Raw genomic sequence first — 15,636 nt, forward strand, 5'->3', positions numbered from 1 at the left:
CCGATAGATGACGCCGCGCAGCCGACAGCCGATGACGCCTGCCGCCTTGATGTCTGGCTTTATCGCACGCGATTTTTTAAAACACGCACAGGTGCAACGGCGGCGATATTGGGCGGAAAAATACGCCTGACGCGCTTCGGTAAAACGCGCCGAATCAAAAAACCTCATGCTTTACTGCGTATTGGCGAGAGCGTCACATTTATGCGCGGCACAGAGTTGGTGCAGGTTGAAATGCTGGCACCAGGCACGCGACGTGGCCCTGCAAGCGAGGCACAGACGCTTTATCAACGCATTGATGGAAATGGTGAATAGGTCATATTGACTTTTGCCCCCAATGCCGCCACATCGCCCCTGCGAATTTGGAGCCCAGAATGACCTATATCGTCAAAGACGAATGTATCAAATGTAAGTTCATGGATTGTGTCGAAGTCTGTCCTGTGGACTGCTTCTATGAGGGCGAAAACATGCTCGTCATTCACCCCGATGAATGTATTGATTGCGGTGTCTGCGAGCCTGAATGTCCCGTGGACGCAATCGTGCCGGATACAGAGGACGATCCCGACGGCAAATGGCTCGAAATCAACTCCAAATATGCTGAATTGTGGCCTGTCATCACGGTCAAAAAAGACCCCCCAGAAGACCGCGAGCAATACGAGTCAGAAACAGGCAAATTTGAAAAATACTTCTCCGAAAAGCCTGGCACAGGCGACGAATAGGCGGGGCTAACCTCCCAAATTCGTGGGAATTTACGCTGATTTCGACCAAAACTGCGAAATTACAACGCGTTAGCGTAGATTTTTGTCTAAATTTGTGATATTATCTTTTTAACATAACGGTGTGGACGGTGAAAAACCGCTGCGCCGTTTGCTTTTATATAACATGTGGTTGCGGCAAACGATCTTGCCCAGCCCATTACAAGATATTTACAAGGGCTACTTATGGCATCGACTAAGAAAAAAACGACGACGAAATCAAAAGCGGGCAGCGCTAAGTCCGGCAAAGGCCTGTTCAAAGTGGGTCAACACATCGTTTATCCCGCGCACGGCGTGGGCGACGTGATTGCGATTGAACAAGAGGTTATCGCGGGCTTTGACATCGAAGTCTATGTTGTCAAGTTTGAACAAGATAAGATGACATTACGGGTGCCGACAGCGAAAGCTGGCAATTCAGGCATGCGGGCGCTGTCTAATGAACTCGTCTTAAAGGACTCTTTCACAACGCTTAAAGGCCGCGCGCGCATCAAGCGCACAATGTGGTCGCGTCGCGCGCAGGAATATGAAGCCAAGATCAACTCTGGCGATCTTATCCTCGTGTCCGAAGTCGTTCGCGACCTGCACCGTACAGATCAGCAGCCAGAGCAGAGCTATTCAGAGCGTCAGCTTTATGAAAGCGCGCTGGACCGTATGGTGCGCGAAGTGGCCGCGATCCGCAAAACGACATATGATACGTCCTTAAACGATGTGCTGGAAACGCTCGCGAAAGCCCGCTCTCGTCAGGCCGCGAAAGCTGCCAAAGAAGCGGAAGAGGCGACAGATAACGAAAATGACAATGAAGAAGGCAAGCCAGCGGCTTAGCTTTAGCACAAATCCTAAAATATTAAGCCCCCGCACTGGGGGCTTTTTTGTGCCACAAACTGAGGGGCTAGCTTAGAATTTCTAACCGTTCAGGCTGGTTTAGCCAGATCATCGGGCCGTTGATTAATTCAACCCAGCCCCGCACACGCACCTTTGCCCCCTCAAGGGCCAGTGGATCGATATTGCCAGCCGTAAAGCGTTTGACGTTTTTCTTGGCGATCGCGACGGTGAAATCTGTGCGGTAATCTGCGCCGAAGTTCAGATATATCTGCCCGCGCACATCCGCGACAGAGGTGATAATCCCCTCCACAATCTGCACAGAGTCGACAAATTGCGCGAGCGCGTTGGGGTCTGGTGAGCGTGGGGCGTAGAACGGATCGGACCAAATCCCCCGGCCCTTCTCCCTTGCCTCAGCCTCCAACGCATAGAGCGCGGCGATGTCGGCATATTCACCCGGCCACGGCATCACTCGGGCAAGACCAAGGCGCACCATCTCTGCCTGTATCCAAATATCGCGCTGCCCATTTGCGGCGATTGTGTAGACCTGCGCCACGGCTCCGTCCGTAGCGGTCTCGGCTTTCGCCGCCGTAAAAAAGCTGCACCTCACGCTTATTGATCAGGCCAGACAGCGCCGCGCGAGACTCGCCCGCAAAAGGCCAAGCTTCGCGTTTTTTGGATTTCAGGGCCGTGCGCGGCGCCTCAATCCCAGCCAGTCGAATAATGAGGCCGTCCTCCAACACAAAGCTGTCCCCGTCAATGACCCGTATGACGCGCCCTGTCTCGCCAGGTTTCATATCCGCCGCGCGGAGCCCCGTTGCGCCGAACACAGTCAGGCCCGCTGCGCCCAGCACCAAAGCTTTGCGCCGCGTTAGCCCGCCCTGCTTTTGATAATCCCCAAACACTCCCATGGGGTGACTATGAATGAAGACATCACGCGAGTCGAGATCAGTTTGAATTGCTAGTCCTAGAAATGATAATAGTCGCGCGTGATCCCGTAGCTCAGTCGGATAGAGCGCAAGATTCCTAATCTTGAGGCCGGTGGTTCGAATCCACCCGGGGTCGCCACAAATGCCCTGCCGCAAACTAGCTGCGGCCAATTCCCATGCGAGACAATAGGCCATCTTTGGCGATAAAATGATGCTTCATCGCTGCCGCGAAATGCAGCAGGATAAGCGCAATCATCAGCTTCCCGCCGATTTCGTGGAATAGCTTGAGCAAATCTTCCAGACCTTCGTCGCGCGGAATCCCTGGCATATTGGGCCAGGGAATTGTGTAAAACAGCACTGTCGGGATGGGCAGTTTTGACGCCGACACCATCGCCCAACCGATCAATGGCATGCCGATCATCAAGACATAGAAGCCAATATGCGTCAGCTTTGACGCCGCAATTTCCCAGCCCTTCGTGCCGTCTGGCAAGGGCGGCGGCTTATGCCCTAGCCGCCAGAACAGACGCACAAAGGACAGAAACAAAACGGTAATCCCGAAACTCTTATGCCACTGATAGAGGGCAAAGCGGTTCGGGATCGCCTCATTCGTCATTAACACGCCAAAGGCCAGCAGCCCGATGATCATCAACGCAATCAGCCAGTGCAGCGTAATCGCAACCCGCGTATAACGGACTGTCTGTGTCGAGGCGCGCGTCATACTTGACTATTCAGCTTTTTGAAATTCAGCCTCAATCGTGATGTCGATCTCTTCCGCCATTGGGGCATATGTATCGACACCGAAGTCAGAGCGGTTGAGCTTTCCTGTGGCAGAGATACCGAACATATCAACGCCAGAGCGGAAGTGCTTGCCGACTTTGTTGACTTTACCTGTGAAGGTCACGGGTTTTGTCACGCCTTTGATCGTCATATCCCCCGTCACAGAGCCGCCGCCGAGAAAAGCTTGGTCAATGTCTGTGCTTTTGAACGTGATCGTCGGGAAGTTTTCGACGTCAAAAAAGTCCGCAGATTTGATGTGCTTATCCCAGTCGGGCACACCTGTATCGATAGAGGCCGACGGGATGGTGACCATTAGGGTTGATTCTTCAGGGTTATCAGCGTTCAATTCGATGGTTGCATTTGTCTCGCCCCAGCGAATGATCGGCTTGGAATAATCCTGATGCCAGTATTGAAAGCTGACATAGGTGTGGCCTTGCTCTGACTTGTAAATACCAGACGGCAAGGCGGATAGGTCTGCGCCTGGCGTCATGTCTTTGGCGGCTTGTAGCCCGTCCTTGGCCATTTCAGTTGTCTTAGCCGCCACATCGCTCGCGACTTCTTGGGTCTTGTTTGCGGCTTTATCGGCCATGTTTTCGGCTTGGCTGCACGCCGCCAGCAAAGTGATGGCGGATAAGCTGATTAGGGTATATTTCATTATAGGTCTCTCCTTGGGACTGATTTTGACTAACTGTATAGGGTTATTACGCGCGATCAAATGACTTTAGTTTGTTTTCAAAAGCCGACCAGTCGTCATCCGCCGCGATAGGCTCCCACAGCGCGCCAATTTCATCGTAGAGCAAGCTCGCGGGGCGCTCTGTATCTGGCTTTTCGCCAGTGGGCGTATGATGCTTTAGCAATTCCAACCAATCATCATAAGCCGCGCCGCGATAGTCATGTAATTGCGGCGTGTCGGCTCTCCCTGCCCCGCCTTGCCAATCATGCCACGCATCAGGCCAAGGCGTCTGGCTCTCTAACAGGAATTTGAATATGGCCCGCACGAGCGTAACGTCTTCATCAAAGCCGCGCGACTCGACCTGCAATCGCCGCAGGAAATGCGTGTTGAGCGCAGCCTGATAAAGCGGCGCAAAGCTATCCATCGCATCGATCAGCGCTTGATCTTCAGCAATCAGCGACAGGCTCTGCGCGAGTTGGGCAAGGTTCCACGCCATCGCTTCTGGCTGCCGCCCAAACGCATAGAGGCCTTGGTGATCAAAATAAGCGGCAGTGAAATTCGGGTCAAAATGCGGGAGAAAACGGTAGGGGCCATAGTCAAACGTCTCGCCCGTAATATTCATATTGTCCGTATTCATAACCCCGTGGACAAATCCCGCCGCCATCCAACTCGCAACGCTATCCGCACTTCGGGCCACGACTTGCGCAAACATCCCCTCCACGCTTTCAGTGTCGGGATAGAAATGCGTGCGGCAATAATCGCTCAGCGCGGCGAGATTATCGCGGTTTTGGAAATAGGCTTGGCGTTGAAACGCGCCGAAGCGGATATGGCTATGGGACAGGCGTGTTAGAACGGCGGACCGCGTTGGCGACGGCTCGTCCCCGCGTGTCAGCTCTTCGCCCGTCTCGATCAAGCAAAAGCTCTTTGACGTATTCACGCCCAGATGTTCGAGATAGCGCGTCGCGAGAACTTCGCGCACGCCCCCCAACAGCGTTAGCCGCCCGTCTCCGCGCCGCGAATAGGGCGTGGTGCCAGACCCTTTCGTGCCAAGATCTAGCAAACGCCCGCCACCGTCCCTTAGCTGCGCAAAGAGAAAACCGCGGCCATCGCCAATTTCGGGATTATATTGACGGAATTGATGACCATGATAGCGCAGCGCCAGCGGCTCTGACAGATTATCTGGTAGCGCTTCAAACCGTCCAAAATGGCGAACCCAGTCATCATCATCCAATTTCAGGCCCAAGGCCCCCGCCGCGTCCTCGTCGTGATAGCGCAGTATCGTTTGAGGAAAATCAGCAGGCGTAGCGGGATCGTAAAACTCATCCCCCAAAGCTAAGATCGCCGTCGCGGGACGATATGTGCCTGTCACGGCGCAGGCTTTTCCATATGCTCGCGGAGGAAGTCAGCGGCGTCCAGCGGGATTTTTTCGCCTTCGGAAAGGCCCGCGAGAAGTTCAGAAACCCGTGCGGCATCAATTTCTCATGGGCATAGACGACAGGCACCCCATGCGCCATGAGGCGGTCCGCGTAGAGCTTCCCTTCATCCCGCAAAGGATCTAACCCGCAGGTCAACACATAGGCTGGCGGGACGTCTTTAAGGTTGGTTTCAAAGAGCGGCGAAAGGCGTGTATCTTTTGGATCAGCATCACCCACATAATATTCATCAATAAATTTCAGCGCCATGAAACCGAGTTGCAACCAGTCTTGTGGACCGGGCTTGGGCGGCTTGAAATCCACTAATTGCATGAGCGGATAAAACAAAATTTGTGCTTTGATTTTATCGCGATATTTCTGCGCCAGATAGGCCGTCATATTCCCACCAGCGCTATCCCCGCCCAATGCGATCTGATTGCGATCAATCCCGTATTCATCTTGGCCGTAACCTTCAATCGCCCATGTCAAAACTCTCTCGCAATCATCAGGGCCTGCGGGATAGGCGAATTGCGGCGCAAGGCGATAATCGACAGAGATCACGCGGTAACCCGTGCCGCTAGCGATCCGCCGTGTAATGCCTTCATGGCTTTCGACAGAGCAAGTGACGAAGCCGCCACCGTGCAAATAAATAAATGTCGGCTCGGGTTCTTCGCTGGCTTGGTGCGGAATATAAAGCCGCACAGGCACGTCGCAATCTTCGCCCGGCACGTTGAAGTCGATCACCTTTTTCATGTCCGGACCGGGCATATCAAACTGATTGGTCATGCGACGGATGTTGTGATGTATCTGGTAGACCTGCTCCGCTTCGGGTTTGAGTTTGCTCATTTGAAGTCGGAGCTTCTCCGCCACATCATCAGCAAATTCACGGGACATAAAACTTGGTTTTTTCATAGCAAGGTCTGATCTTTAATTGGGCAAGGCGGTGCGAAAACGACTAGAGATATTTAGAGTTTCGGTATCATCGACTAAAAATTTATTCAATGTTTTCAAGGGGTATAGCCTCCACTCTTCAAGAACGCGATCTCCTCCGCCGTGCTGTTTCGTCCGAGTATTTTATTGCGGTGGGGGAAGCGGCCAAAGCGGGCAATGACTTTCTGATGCTCCTTTGCATGGTGCAGTGTATTGGCATCGTCCAGCCGACTATCAACCAAACTCACGCAGCGATTTTGTGCCACAATATCTTCCGCATGCATAAACGGCATATAGATAAATGAGCGGCGCGATTGATCGATTTTTAAATCCCAACCCTTATCGACCATGACAACCGATTGCGCCAGCGCGAGGCCGTCCCATGCAAACGCTGCCTTGGTACCTCGATACATATTTCGTGGAAATTGATCGAGGCAAATAATCTTGGCGAGCATCTCCTCCGCGCTCTCCTCCCATATCATTTGACCTGAAGCTAACCCGATGGCGGTCCCTTCAAAGCGCGACCGTATCTCGGCATCGAAAGCGTCATCGGAATTAAATAATTTCGACTTATGCGCGGGATCAAACCAGAAGTCTAAAATGTCAGCTGGCAAAACCATCTACTTTATAACCGCGTTTCGCCGGACATAATTGTGTCAAAAACAGTTTTGTCCAAAGGCTCATATGCCCCCGTTTGGGGGTTGCAATAATACATAGGCTCATCGACTTTTTCAGGATCAAAACCCGCTTTGACGAGATTGGTTTTCTTAAACTTAAATGTGCTAGTTGTGTCTGATTCTCGCGACAGGCGCAGGAAGACAGGCCGCGCATAATGTGGCAATTCTTTATCGACCAAAGACTTGAGCGCAGCCAAATCTGGCGCTGTCTCCGACACAATCGCGGCCATCCCCGCGCGGCCGTCATAGCCCTGCACATCGACGCCGTAGACATTAGCCTGCGTCACGCCCGGAAAGCTGGATAGCACCGCTGCCACTTCGCCCGTGGCAACATTTTCCGCCTTCCAACGATAGGTGTCGCCCACGCGGTCCATGAAATAATAATAGCCGAGCGCATCGCGTTTCATCAGGTCGCCCGTGCGGAACCACGCATCACCTTTCTTGAACACGTTGCGCAGAATTTTCTTCTGCGTCGCCTCTTTGGTCTCATAGCCGTCAAAGCGAAAGCGCGGATCATCCGTGCGAATTTCCCCAATCATTTCGCCGATTTCATTGGGCTCCGTTGCGATGCAAAAACCGTCGGCAGCGCGCGGGTTCTGACCTGTCTCAACATCATATCGGATAATATCAATATTAAATTTGAATTTCAGGTAATTCGGCACACGCCCCACTGCGCCAACGGGACCGTCCAGATTGATCAGGCTAACATTCCCCTCTGTCGCGCCGTAAAATTCAATAACGTGCGGAATATTAAAGCGCTTGACGAAGCCTTCCCAGACTTCGGGACGCAATCCATTGCCGACAATCCACTCAATTTTATGCGCCCGCTCCAGCGGGTGGGGTGGGGTGGACAACAGGAAACGGCATAGCTCGCCGACATAGGTAAACATAGTCGCGCCGTGATGGACAGCCTCGTCCCAAAACTTCGTCGCAGAAAATTTTGGACAGACGATAACCGCGCCGCCGTGGGTCAATACGGCCCCTGCCCCGACCAAGCCGCCCGTCGCGTGATACATCGGCAAGACGAGGAACATGCGGTCTTTGGCCGTTGTATGTGCGCCCGTTCCGATACCGCGCATGTAATTCTGCGCCCGCACATGAGTGACTTTTGCGGCTTTGGGCATACCCGTTGTGCCAGATGTGAACATCTTCATCGCCTGCTCGCCCGCTTTCAGACCTTTGCGGATAGATTTTGCAGGGCGGGAGGGAACTTGCGTAGAAATGGCGGCGTCAAAGCTATCGATCCCGTCCAACTCGCCAAATGCAGCCCAGACATGGAGGTCTGTGGTCACATCGCTTTTCGCGTCCTCCCACTGATCCACCATTTCGTGATCCAAAATGATGTGCTTGGCGTCAGAGATATTGACGCAATGCGCCAAGGCCGACCCTGCCAGTTGGAAATTCAGCAAAGCTGGCACAACCGCGACTTTCGACAGGCCAAACCATAGCGCGATATATTCAAGGCGGTTGCGTACAAAAATGGCGACGGTGTCATTAGGTTTTAAGCCTTGATCCAGCGCCCAAGCGGCGACGCGATTGGCATAGGTTTCAAATTCGTCATACGTCCATTGGCGATCGCCCTCGATAAAAGCGACATTGGGCCCATACGCATCGACGCGCATTTCCAATTCATCTGCAATAAGGTGATTGCTCTGGGCATCTACGGATTTCACAGCCCGCAACATGCGCAGGAGCCCGCTCACGAATTTAAATTCGCGTTTGATCGTTGTCAGCAAGCCCATGATACGCCTCTATTTTTTTGTGTTTTACGCGGGTGAATTACGACGAAACAATACTGGCATGGGGTAGGAGGTCAAGCAAAGCTGATGGAGAACGGCCAAGAAAAAACCCTGCCACTGGGAGGAAGCAGGGTTTTATAATTGACTAAATATGTCGCTATCCGAGGGAGTAATTCGGATGGCAACGTGGGAACATGAGATGCCTCTCGAGGTTCGTCATATCATTTGCAATGCACGTGCCAAGTGAATCTCTGGTCATTTTACCCGAGTTAGGCGACATTTATCCGAAGCGTGCCAGATCAGGCGCAGATCAGACCCAGTTCAAGCAATGACCTGCCCCGAAACGGGACAGTCTTGGGACTTTACGGGTAGCGTGACACAACACCTGATGTTTGCAGGCATGTATTGTCAGGCTGTAGCACCGTCCCCGCTGGACAGGCGGCCGTGATCGGCGGCTGATAGGTCGGCGCACGGTAGATCGGCGCTGACGTATTCGGGGCAATGCTCCGACCACCGACAAAACCAGACTGCGCAATGCGGAAGCCTTCGATGTAATTGGGCGGCACAAAGACGGGATATTCCTGCCCTGACCGATCCAAAGCGATCACAGTCATACCGTCAAAGCGCGCCGCGTCGAGCCGTTCCGCTGGAATAAAGACGCTCAGCACTTCTTCGCGAGCGCAATCAGTGTTCACAGATGTGACGACTTCGCGACCTCCATACCCATATTCATTCGGGAAGAAGTTTAAGTTACGCGGGTCATTCCGTGCTGACCGACCCTTCACACGCTCCGTTGATCGCGGGCGGCTGACAGGGTTACTGCGCGACTTTGTCTTTGTTCGCGATGTCCGCTCTGGACGGGATGTGCGCTCTGGACGGGGTGTACGCTCAGGACGCGGTGTTGCCGTACGCTCAGGGCGGCTCGGACGCTCAACGCGTGGACGACGTTCAGGCGTCGGCGTGGCTGTGCGAGGACGCGGACTTACGCCTAAACCTGACCGACGCGGTGTGTCTGTTTCAGTCGTGCGGCGACGACGGTCAATGACAGGTCTGTCCGTGCGCGGCGTGCGACGTGTGCCGTCTCCGTCCCGATCACGGCGGCGGCGCTCTACACCTACATCGCCCTCTCGGTCGCGCCGACGGCGAACTTCATCACCATCACGGTCACGGCGGCGGCGCTCAACGCCCTCATCGCCATCGCGGTCACGACGACGGCGGACGTCGTCACCATCTCGGTCACGTCTGCGGCGCTCAACGCCGTCCCCATCGCGGTCGCGGCGGCGGCGTACATCATCATGATCACGGTCGCGGCGGCGCGAAATACCTAAAAATCCATCACTCCCATGCCCACGGCGAGAGGTCGGACGACGACGCCATCCATCACGATATCCAGCACCAAAGCCACGGCGATAAACAGGTCTGTGCGATATGCCATAGCCGTAATGGCCACGGTAATGGCGGTAAGGCCGATAAAAACTCAGCGCCAAACTGGGCGCGTAATATGCGCTATGATTATACACTGTGCGGTTCACATTGGACGAACATTCCAGCACGCGATTATCGCGTCGAACAACAGAAGCGAACTCGCCAGAAAGGAAGGCCACGTCTTCTATACCGCGCACATCAAACGGGTCATTGCTTTTGGAATTGTAATAAAAGCCCAAATCCAAGACAGCCCCATTGGATAATGGCTGCCCGTCAATCGACACAGCGGAATTGATTGACCGCAAGCTAGCAGAGCCCGCCATGCTCGCATCTTCCTCGAAAGGATCAAAGGTCGGAGCAACGAATTCTCGTTCACCTGTGCGGTTATTGATTTGCGCCGTGACGTCCTGCGCAATCTGACTTGGCGAGAGGTCGGGCATAGTCGCGCCAGCGTTCTCGCCTGGCAACTGGCTGAGGCTTTGCGCGAGCGCGGGGCTAGCCATCGCTGTAGTGAGGGAAAGAAACGCCGCGAATAAACCGGCACGAAGGGGTGTTATATAGGTCATACTGTCTGTTAGCATAGCAAAGCTGATGCCAAGCTGAAAGCGCCGTTAACATGCCGTTCACATATAGATAGCTGCCCGCAAGGAGCATCTGAACGCGTGGAAACGCTAAAACTGGTCTTTTAGGGCGCGGCGACGGCCCAACTCATCGGCGCTACCCGCCGTAATGAATGGATTAGTCGCGCGTTCCGCAGCCACAGTCGTCGGCACAGTTGGCGTGCCTTTATCGCGTAACGCTTGCGCCGCCCGCTGCGCGGCTGCCATCGCCGCATTATTTGGCTCGACATGACGTGCGAATTTGGCGTTCGATAACGTATATTCATGCGCACAATACAGCGCGGTATCGTCTGGCAGAGCCATGATCTTGGCAAGGCTATCATGCATTTGCGCGGGCGAGCCTTCAAATAACCGCCCGCAGCCCATGACGAAAATCGTATCGCCGACAAAGGCCGCCTGCGCGTCAGGAACATAAAAAATAATATGATCCAGTGTGTGCCCGGGCGTGTGCATCACCTCGACCCTATATGTGCCGAGCGTAAATTCGTCCCCCTCGCCCACGCCGCGATCGAGGCCTGGAATACGGCCCTCCATCATATTCGGGCCAGTTATGCGGACATTGTGGCTCTCTTTCAGCGCGAGATTGCCGCCTGTGTGATCCCAGTGATGATGCGTGTTCCAAATGTCAGTCAGCGTCCAGCCGCGCGACTGGCACTGCCGCAAAATCTCTTGAGAGTCTGGCGTATCAATCGCAGCTGTCTCGCCCGATTGCGGATCATGGATCAACAAGCCGTAATTATCCTGCAAGCAGGGGAAGAGTGCGATTTGGAGGTCTGACGTCATGCCTTAGCCTACGCCGAAATAACCTATACTTCAACGCGACGAAATATAGGCGCTATTCGGCGCGAAACTTGACAGTCTTGACGTTTTCAACGGTGTCCACAGCCACACCGTCAATCGTGCGGGGTGAGAACTCCAGTCGCTCTATAGTGTCTCGCGCTTCTGTCCCAAATGCGTCTGAATAGCGACCATCATAGCTGTTATCGATCACGCGTACATTTTGTGTCTTCCCGTTTGCATCTATATCGTAGCCAATTTTGACTTCGACATTTTCCCAAATCCCGCGCTTTGCCGCAATTCTGGGATAGCTTATGGATGCCGTATTCAAAAGCTTTGGCATGACGATGACAGGCTCAACGACAGGCGCAGCTTCGGGCTCTATCGTGACAGGGTCTATCGTCGAAGGCGGCGTAATCATCGTTGCCATAGCGGTTTCTACGACAGGTTCAGGTGCGGGCTCGGTGATTGTCGCCGCAGCAGGTTCGCTCGGCTGAATATAGGCAGGCGCTACCGTGGCGGGCAGCGTATCAATGATAACGGCGGTTGTCGGAGCGGGATAAACCTCACCGCCCATCGCAGACGTGTCCAACGTCGTCGGTAAGTCTAGCGCTGCACTTTGGACGACTGGCGCAATCGGCTCTGGCGCGGCGAACATAGCTTGCTCGGTTATAGCAGGCTCAGCCAGTCCCGCAGATCTGAGCTCACGCAAAAACTCGCCCGAAATCTCTGTATCTCTCTTCAAGTCCGAATAGCGTCTTAAACTCGCGAATAGCGGCGAGCGTGTCAGGCGTTTGCTCCCCATTGATGTCGCCTGAATACATGCCGAGTGTCGCCAAGCGCGTCTGCACATCGCTCGTTAGTTCAGGGTAATTCGTGGGAGCGTCGGCCTCCTCATTGTTGGCAACTTCATTGTTGGCGACTTTGGCCTCAACTTGGGGTGTTTCTATTATCACAACTTCCGGAGTGATTTCCGGCGCGGGTGCAGCTTTCGCTTTCGGGGTAGACGCATCAATTTTCGGCGATGGCGCGATAGGTTTAGCAACGCTGATTTTTGGGCGAGGCACGATTAACTCGGCTGTCTTTTCAGGCTTTGGAATTTCAGCTGTGGCAGTCTTAATGTCTGACTCAATATCTGCAGTTTTCACTTCGGCCGCTTCGGGCGCGATCTCATTGGCAAGCGCCGCGGAAGTTTCAATGACTGATGCGGGGGCCTCCACCACTGGCGCGATGGGAGCCGCTTTCGCCACGGCACTCGCAACGTCCATGGGAGCCGCTTTTTCCGTCGCAGCCAAGGTTATAGAGGCTGGACGGTTAGACGCGCTATAGGCCATGATCGACCCAGCACCGATCACAACAGCTATAGCAAGCAACCCGACGCCCTGCTTCTGTGACACCTTTGGCAAGTCAATATCGGGCATGGTAATATGCGGCATCTTCATATCTGGCGCAGATAATTTTGGAGAAATTTTCGGCAGGCTGAACCCCGCGATTTTCTCCCCAAACCGTGTATGTAAGGACGGCGTATCGTCGATGGGAAAGACTTTTGTGGCTGTCGGCTGCGCCAAGGCGGAGGGCGAGCGTAGCTTTAATTTCATTGACGGCCCGCCGGTCAGGGCATCTGACTCGCCCGCTGTCAGCTCAGAGATTTCGGCTAAGGTCGACGGGTCTTCTCCTGCCATCAATTTCGATACACTTGTGCGGTGATCTGCGGCGCGATTGGATAAGTCCTCAATCGCCTGACGCGTTGCCTCAATTTGAATTTCAAGCGATTGCGCGGTCTCGTCCGCTTGCTTGGCCTCGAGGCGCAGAGTTTCAAGTTGCTCGCGGGTAGAGGACAGCTTTAGCGACACGTTTTCAAACTCCGCCTCGTGGCGTTGCGTGATAGCATATTGCGCTTGCTTGGCAGCGAGTTGATCATCAAATGCTGATCCTGTGCGCGCCAATGCGGCCTCAATATCTGTCTTTTCTAGCTTGAGGTCTTCCCACGCTTCCTTCTTCATCGCGGCCATAGCAATCGCCGCTTCGGCAGCGCGTTGGGCGTCGTGATAGGCAGTTTCGGCGCTAAATAAACGCGTATCGAGCGTTTCGTGCTGCGCCTTTACATCCGTTGCACGACGTGTCGCCAGGTCGAGTTCAGTTTCGGCCGCGTTTAAATTCGCTTTTGCTTTGTCCAAGACAGCCGCTTTTTTCTCTGCCAGATCAGAAAGCTTCGCCTCGGTTTCGTGTATTTTCTCAACACTGGCCTCGCGTTGCGCTGTGGCCTCGCGCGCGACATTGGCGTCTGTCAGCAACGTGTCGAGGCGCAGCGCCAAAGTCTGCTTTTCATTCTCCGTCACATCAATCGCTGCTTGGTAGCGTTTAATCGCTGCCGCACGTTCCGCTGCCTTGCGCGCCGCCAATTCACGAGCGCGGGCCGCTTCGATACGGCGCTGTTCTTCTGCCTGACGCTCGGCTTCAATGCGTTGTTCTTCAGCGACACGGCGCATTTCGTCTTGCTGCAGCTTCTCTGCTTCTTCAAAAGCGCGGGCCGCATGTTCCATCTCGGCGATCCGCGCCATTTCCATTTGCAACGCCGCTTCTGCCTCTTTCGCCGCAGCCAGCGCTTTGCGTTGCGCTTCCTCTTTCGCCGCCGAGGCCGCGTCCATTTTTGCTTTATAGTTTTCGGCCATGCGCTTAGCTTCTGCCGCGCGAATTTCCGTTTCAGACGCATTTGATGGGACAGGCGCAACGGTTTTGCGGGCGAAGCGAGAGAGCAAGCCTTTGCCAGCCTCAGCGGTTTCGGATTTTAGAGCCACATCTTCGGGCTGCAGAGTCACCTCTGCCCAGCTTAATGTGTGGGTCAGCGCGAGTTCTGGCGAATGAAGTTTTACTCTGTCACCCACAGCAATGTCGCGGGCAAATTCGCTTGGGATTTCCAGTTCAGTCCCACCATCCTTTTGGACGCAATCCAGCAATGTCCCTTTTTCGTCCAATGACCAACCTACGGGGGACAGCCAATAAGTCGTATCGCTCCCTGGTGTTGTTTTGGAGAGCTTAACCAATATCTGGCTGGCCTCCATCGATTGGGAGAGTCGCAGGCGGTGATGCCCCGCGACTTGCGACATGGCGGGTGTAGTAGATGATGATGTGGAAGGCGTCTGGCCCATGGTGCGTCCCCTAAGAATAAGCAGGGACACAAAGACAAAACTTCATCACTTAGGCAAGAGTATACACTACAAATTGTGGATAACTTACAAATCATCCACAAGATATAGATTTAGGGACCATTACGAGCATGAGCCGCACAATGAAAAATGGCGTTACTTAATCTTTACAGACGCCATGAAATTTGAATCCTTTTTGACAGATTTTGGCGAGCCATAGACTGTTATTTGTCCCATGCCTGCGGCGTCGGCATCAACGGACTCGGACGCATAAACATTGGCTTCGCCCATGCCGGCCAAATCCACTGTTACGTCGCGACAGGTCAAATCCTGCGCATTCACTTCGCCGATCCCCGCCATATCCAGCGTCATAGACTGACAGCTTCCGCTTAAAGTCAGCTCCGTTATCCCAGCAATATCGAGGTCTAACTCTGCATCGACCAAACCCGTCACATCGCCCACTGCAATTCCAGCGACGTCGAGGCTAGTGAGGCTGGGCAAAGTGATTTCGGCGAAGACCTCCTGGCGGTCGCCCATATTCCAGTTTTTCTTCTTCTCTTTCGTGCCCAGCACAAGTGTGTCACCCTCTTGGCGCACATCCATGAATTTGACTTCCTTATCAGCGCCAGATGTCGTCACAGAAAACGTCTCGCCGATTTTAACATCGATATGATAGACGCCTGACACTTCAATTTTATCGAAGTCTTTGAGATCATGCACCTGCAAATTTTCGGGCGCCTCATTTGTGTCATGAGCTTGGGCAGCTATAGGCACGGCCATCAAAGCCGTGGTCATGGCTGCAGCGGCAAGCAGGGATTTAGCAAAAAACATAGAACTCTCCTTTTATTATTGATTATCAATAAGGAAAGGCCGTCGAGAGTCAAGATAATTATCGAAAAACAATAATATCTCATCTATTCATGTGCTTGAAGTAGACGTTTCAAAAATAAAAAACCCGCC

The 15,636-nt window shown here is 53.7% G+C and carries 16 protein-coding genes and 1 tRNA gene; 4 read left to right on the forward strand and 13 right to left on the reverse strand.

Features of this window, described 5'->3' with window-relative positions:
• Window positions 1–3: 3 nt before the first annotated feature.
• The 3 genes from AB8615_RS09065 to AB8615_RS09075 all read left to right on the forward strand — a co-directional run bounded on the left by AB8615_RS09065 (window position 4) and on the right by AB8615_RS09075 (window position 1,574).
• Complete coding sequence (locus AB8615_RS09065) at window positions 4–312, forward strand: S4 domain-containing protein (RefSeq protein ID WP_409434091.1); 309 nt, start codon at window positions 4–6, stop codon at window positions 310–312.
• 59 nt (window positions 313–371) lie between these two features.
• A complete protein-coding gene (gene fdxA, locus AB8615_RS09070) occupies window positions 372–716 on the forward strand; it encodes a ferredoxin FdxA (protein WP_409432281.1) in 345 nt (114 codons plus the stop codon).
• A gap of 222 nt (window positions 717–938) precedes the next feature.
• On the forward strand, window positions 939–1,574 hold the full coding sequence (locus AB8615_RS09075) for a CarD family transcriptional regulator (protein WP_409432282.1): 636 nt from the start codon (window positions 939–941) through the stop codon (window positions 1,572–1,574).
• Between the two features lie 67 nt (window positions 1,575–1,641).
• On the opposite strand, the gene AB8615_RS09080 is transcribed toward AB8615_RS09075, so the two are convergent.
• Both AB8615_RS09080 and AB8615_RS09085 read right to left on the reverse strand, forming a co-directional pair.
• Window positions 1,642–2,127 (reverse strand): thermonuclease family protein, encoded by a 486-nt coding sequence (locus AB8615_RS09080; protein WP_418152255.1) that lies wholly within the window; start codon window positions 2,125–2,127, stop codon window positions 1,642–1,644.
• On the reverse strand, window positions 2,024–2,482 hold the full coding sequence (locus AB8615_RS09085; RefSeq protein WP_418152256.1) for a thermonuclease family protein: 459 nt from the start codon (window positions 2,480–2,482) through the stop codon (window positions 2,024–2,026). The genes AB8615_RS09080 and AB8615_RS09085 overlap by 104 nt, the downstream gene beginning before the upstream one ends.
• A gap of 80 nt (window positions 2,483–2,562) precedes the next feature.
• Here AB8615_RS09085 and AB8615_RS09090 point away from each other — a divergent pair.
• Window positions 2,563–2,639, forward strand: a tRNA-Arg gene (locus AB8615_RS09090).
• Between the two features lie 18 nt (window positions 2,640–2,657).
• On the opposite strand, the gene AB8615_RS09095 is transcribed toward AB8615_RS09090, so the two are convergent.
• From AB8615_RS09095 to AB8615_RS09145, 11 genes are all read right to left on the reverse strand, one after another.
• Window positions 2,658–3,218, reverse strand: a complete 561-nt coding sequence (locus AB8615_RS09095) for a cytochrome b (protein WP_409432284.1) — start codon at window positions 3,216–3,218, stop codon at window positions 2,658–2,660.
• Window positions 3,219–3,224: 6 nt separating this feature from the next.
• Window positions 3,225–3,932, reverse strand: a complete 708-nt coding sequence (locus tag AB8615_RS09100; RefSeq protein ID WP_418152258.1) for a YceI family protein — start codon at window positions 3,930–3,932, stop codon at window positions 3,225–3,227.
• A gap of 46 nt (window positions 3,933–3,978) precedes the next feature.
• Window positions 3,979–5,319, reverse strand: coding sequence for a protein adenylyltransferase SelO family protein (locus tag AB8615_RS09105; RefSeq protein ID WP_409432286.1), 1,341 nt, complete (start codon window positions 5,317–5,319; stop codon window positions 3,979–3,981).
• The gene (locus tag AB8615_RS09110; RefSeq protein ID WP_418152260.1) at window positions 5,270–6,274 is read right to left on the reverse strand and encodes an alpha/beta hydrolase; all 1,005 of its coding nucleotides are present in this window, start codon (window positions 6,272–6,274) and stop codon (window positions 5,270–5,272) included. Before AB8615_RS09110 ends, AB8615_RS09105 begins: the two co-directional genes overlap by 50 nt.
• 95 nt (window positions 6,275–6,369) lie before the next feature.
• Window positions 6,370–6,906, reverse strand: coding sequence for a DUF924 family protein (locus AB8615_RS09115; protein ID WP_418152262.1), 537 nt, complete (start codon window positions 6,904–6,906; stop codon window positions 6,370–6,372).
• Window positions 6,907–6,917: 11 nt separating this feature from the next.
• Window positions 6,918–8,711 carry a long-chain-acyl-CoA synthetase gene (locus AB8615_RS09120; protein WP_409432289.1) on the reverse strand — a complete coding sequence of 598 codons (1,794 nt, stop codon included), beginning with the start codon at window positions 8,709–8,711 and terminating at the stop codon, window positions 6,918–6,920.
• A gap of 359 nt (window positions 8,712–9,070) precedes the next feature.
• Window positions 9,071–10,699: a hypothetical protein gene (locus tag AB8615_RS09125; protein WP_409432290.1), complete on the reverse strand. Its 1,629-nt coding sequence runs from the start codon at window positions 10,697–10,699 to the stop codon at window positions 9,071–9,073.
• Between the two features lie 105 nt (window positions 10,700–10,804).
• On the reverse strand, window positions 10,805–11,536 hold the full coding sequence (gene gloB / locus AB8615_RS09130; RefSeq protein WP_409432291.1) for a hydroxyacylglutathione hydrolase: 732 nt from the start codon (window positions 11,534–11,536) through the stop codon (window positions 10,805–10,807).
• A gap of 52 nt (window positions 11,537–11,588) precedes the next feature.
• Window positions 11,589–12,242: a TonB family protein gene (locus AB8615_RS09135; RefSeq protein WP_418152265.1), complete on the reverse strand. Its 654-nt coding sequence runs from the start codon at window positions 12,240–12,242 to the stop codon at window positions 11,589–11,591.
• Window positions 12,235–14,679: a hypothetical protein gene (locus AB8615_RS09140; protein ID WP_418152267.1), complete on the reverse strand. Its 2,445-nt coding sequence runs from the start codon at window positions 14,677–14,679 to the stop codon at window positions 12,235–12,237. Before AB8615_RS09140 ends, AB8615_RS09135 begins: the two co-directional genes overlap by 8 nt.
• 153 nt (window positions 14,680–14,832) lie before the next feature.
• Window positions 14,833–15,507: a head GIN domain-containing protein gene (locus AB8615_RS09145; protein WP_409432293.1), complete on the reverse strand. Its 675-nt coding sequence runs from the start codon at window positions 15,505–15,507 to the stop codon at window positions 14,833–14,835.
• Window positions 15,508–15,636 lie beyond the last annotated feature (129 nt).

Source organism: Litorimonas sp. RW-G-Af-16 (genome assembly GCF_048319245.1).
Classification (GTDB): Bacteria; Pseudomonadota; Alphaproteobacteria; order Caulobacterales; family Maricaulaceae; genus Litorimonas.

Bases quoted from the DNA above. Each gene is read 5' to 3' on its own strand.
- AB8615_RS09075 (WP_409432282.1), top strand. From the start codon at position 939: ATGGCATCGACTAAGAAAAAAACGACGACGAAATCAAAAGCGGGCAGC.
- AB8615_RS09140 (WP_418152267.1), bottom strand. From the start codon at position 14,679: ATGGGCCAGACGCCTTCCACATCATCATCTACTACACCCGCCATGTCG.
- AB8615_RS09120 (WP_409432289.1), bottom strand. From the start codon at position 8,711: ATGGGCTTGCTGACAACGATCAAACGCGAATTTAAATTCGTGAGCGGG.
- fdxA (WP_409432281.1), top strand. From the start codon at position 372: ATGACCTATATCGTCAAAGACGAATGTATCAAATGTAAGTTCATGGAT.
- AB8615_RS09085 (WP_418152256.1), bottom strand. From the start codon at position 2,482: ATGGGAGTGTTTGGGGATTATCAAAAGCAGGGCGGGCTAACGCGGCGC.
- gloB (WP_409432291.1), bottom strand. From the start codon at position 11,536: ATGACGTCAGACCTCCAAATCGCACTCTTCCCCTGCTTGCAGGATAAT.
- AB8615_RS09100 (WP_418152258.1), bottom strand. From the start codon at position 3,932: ATGAAATATACCCTAATCAGCTTATCCGCCATCACTTTGCTGGCGGCG.
- AB8615_RS09145 (WP_409432293.1), bottom strand. From the start codon at position 15,507: ATGTTTTTTGCTAAATCCCTGCTTGCCGCTGCAGCCATGACCACGGCT.
- AB8615_RS09095 (WP_409432284.1), bottom strand. From the start codon at position 3,218: ATGACGCGCGCCTCGACACAGACAGTCCGTTATACGCGGGTTGCGATT.
- AB8615_RS09125 (WP_409432290.1), bottom strand. From the start codon at position 10,699: ATGACCTATATAACACCCCTTCGTGCCGGTTTATTCGCGGCGTTTCTT.
- AB8615_RS09110 (WP_418152260.1), bottom strand. From the start codon at position 6,274: ATGAAAAAACCAAGTTTTATGTCCCGTGAATTTGCTGATGATGTGGCG.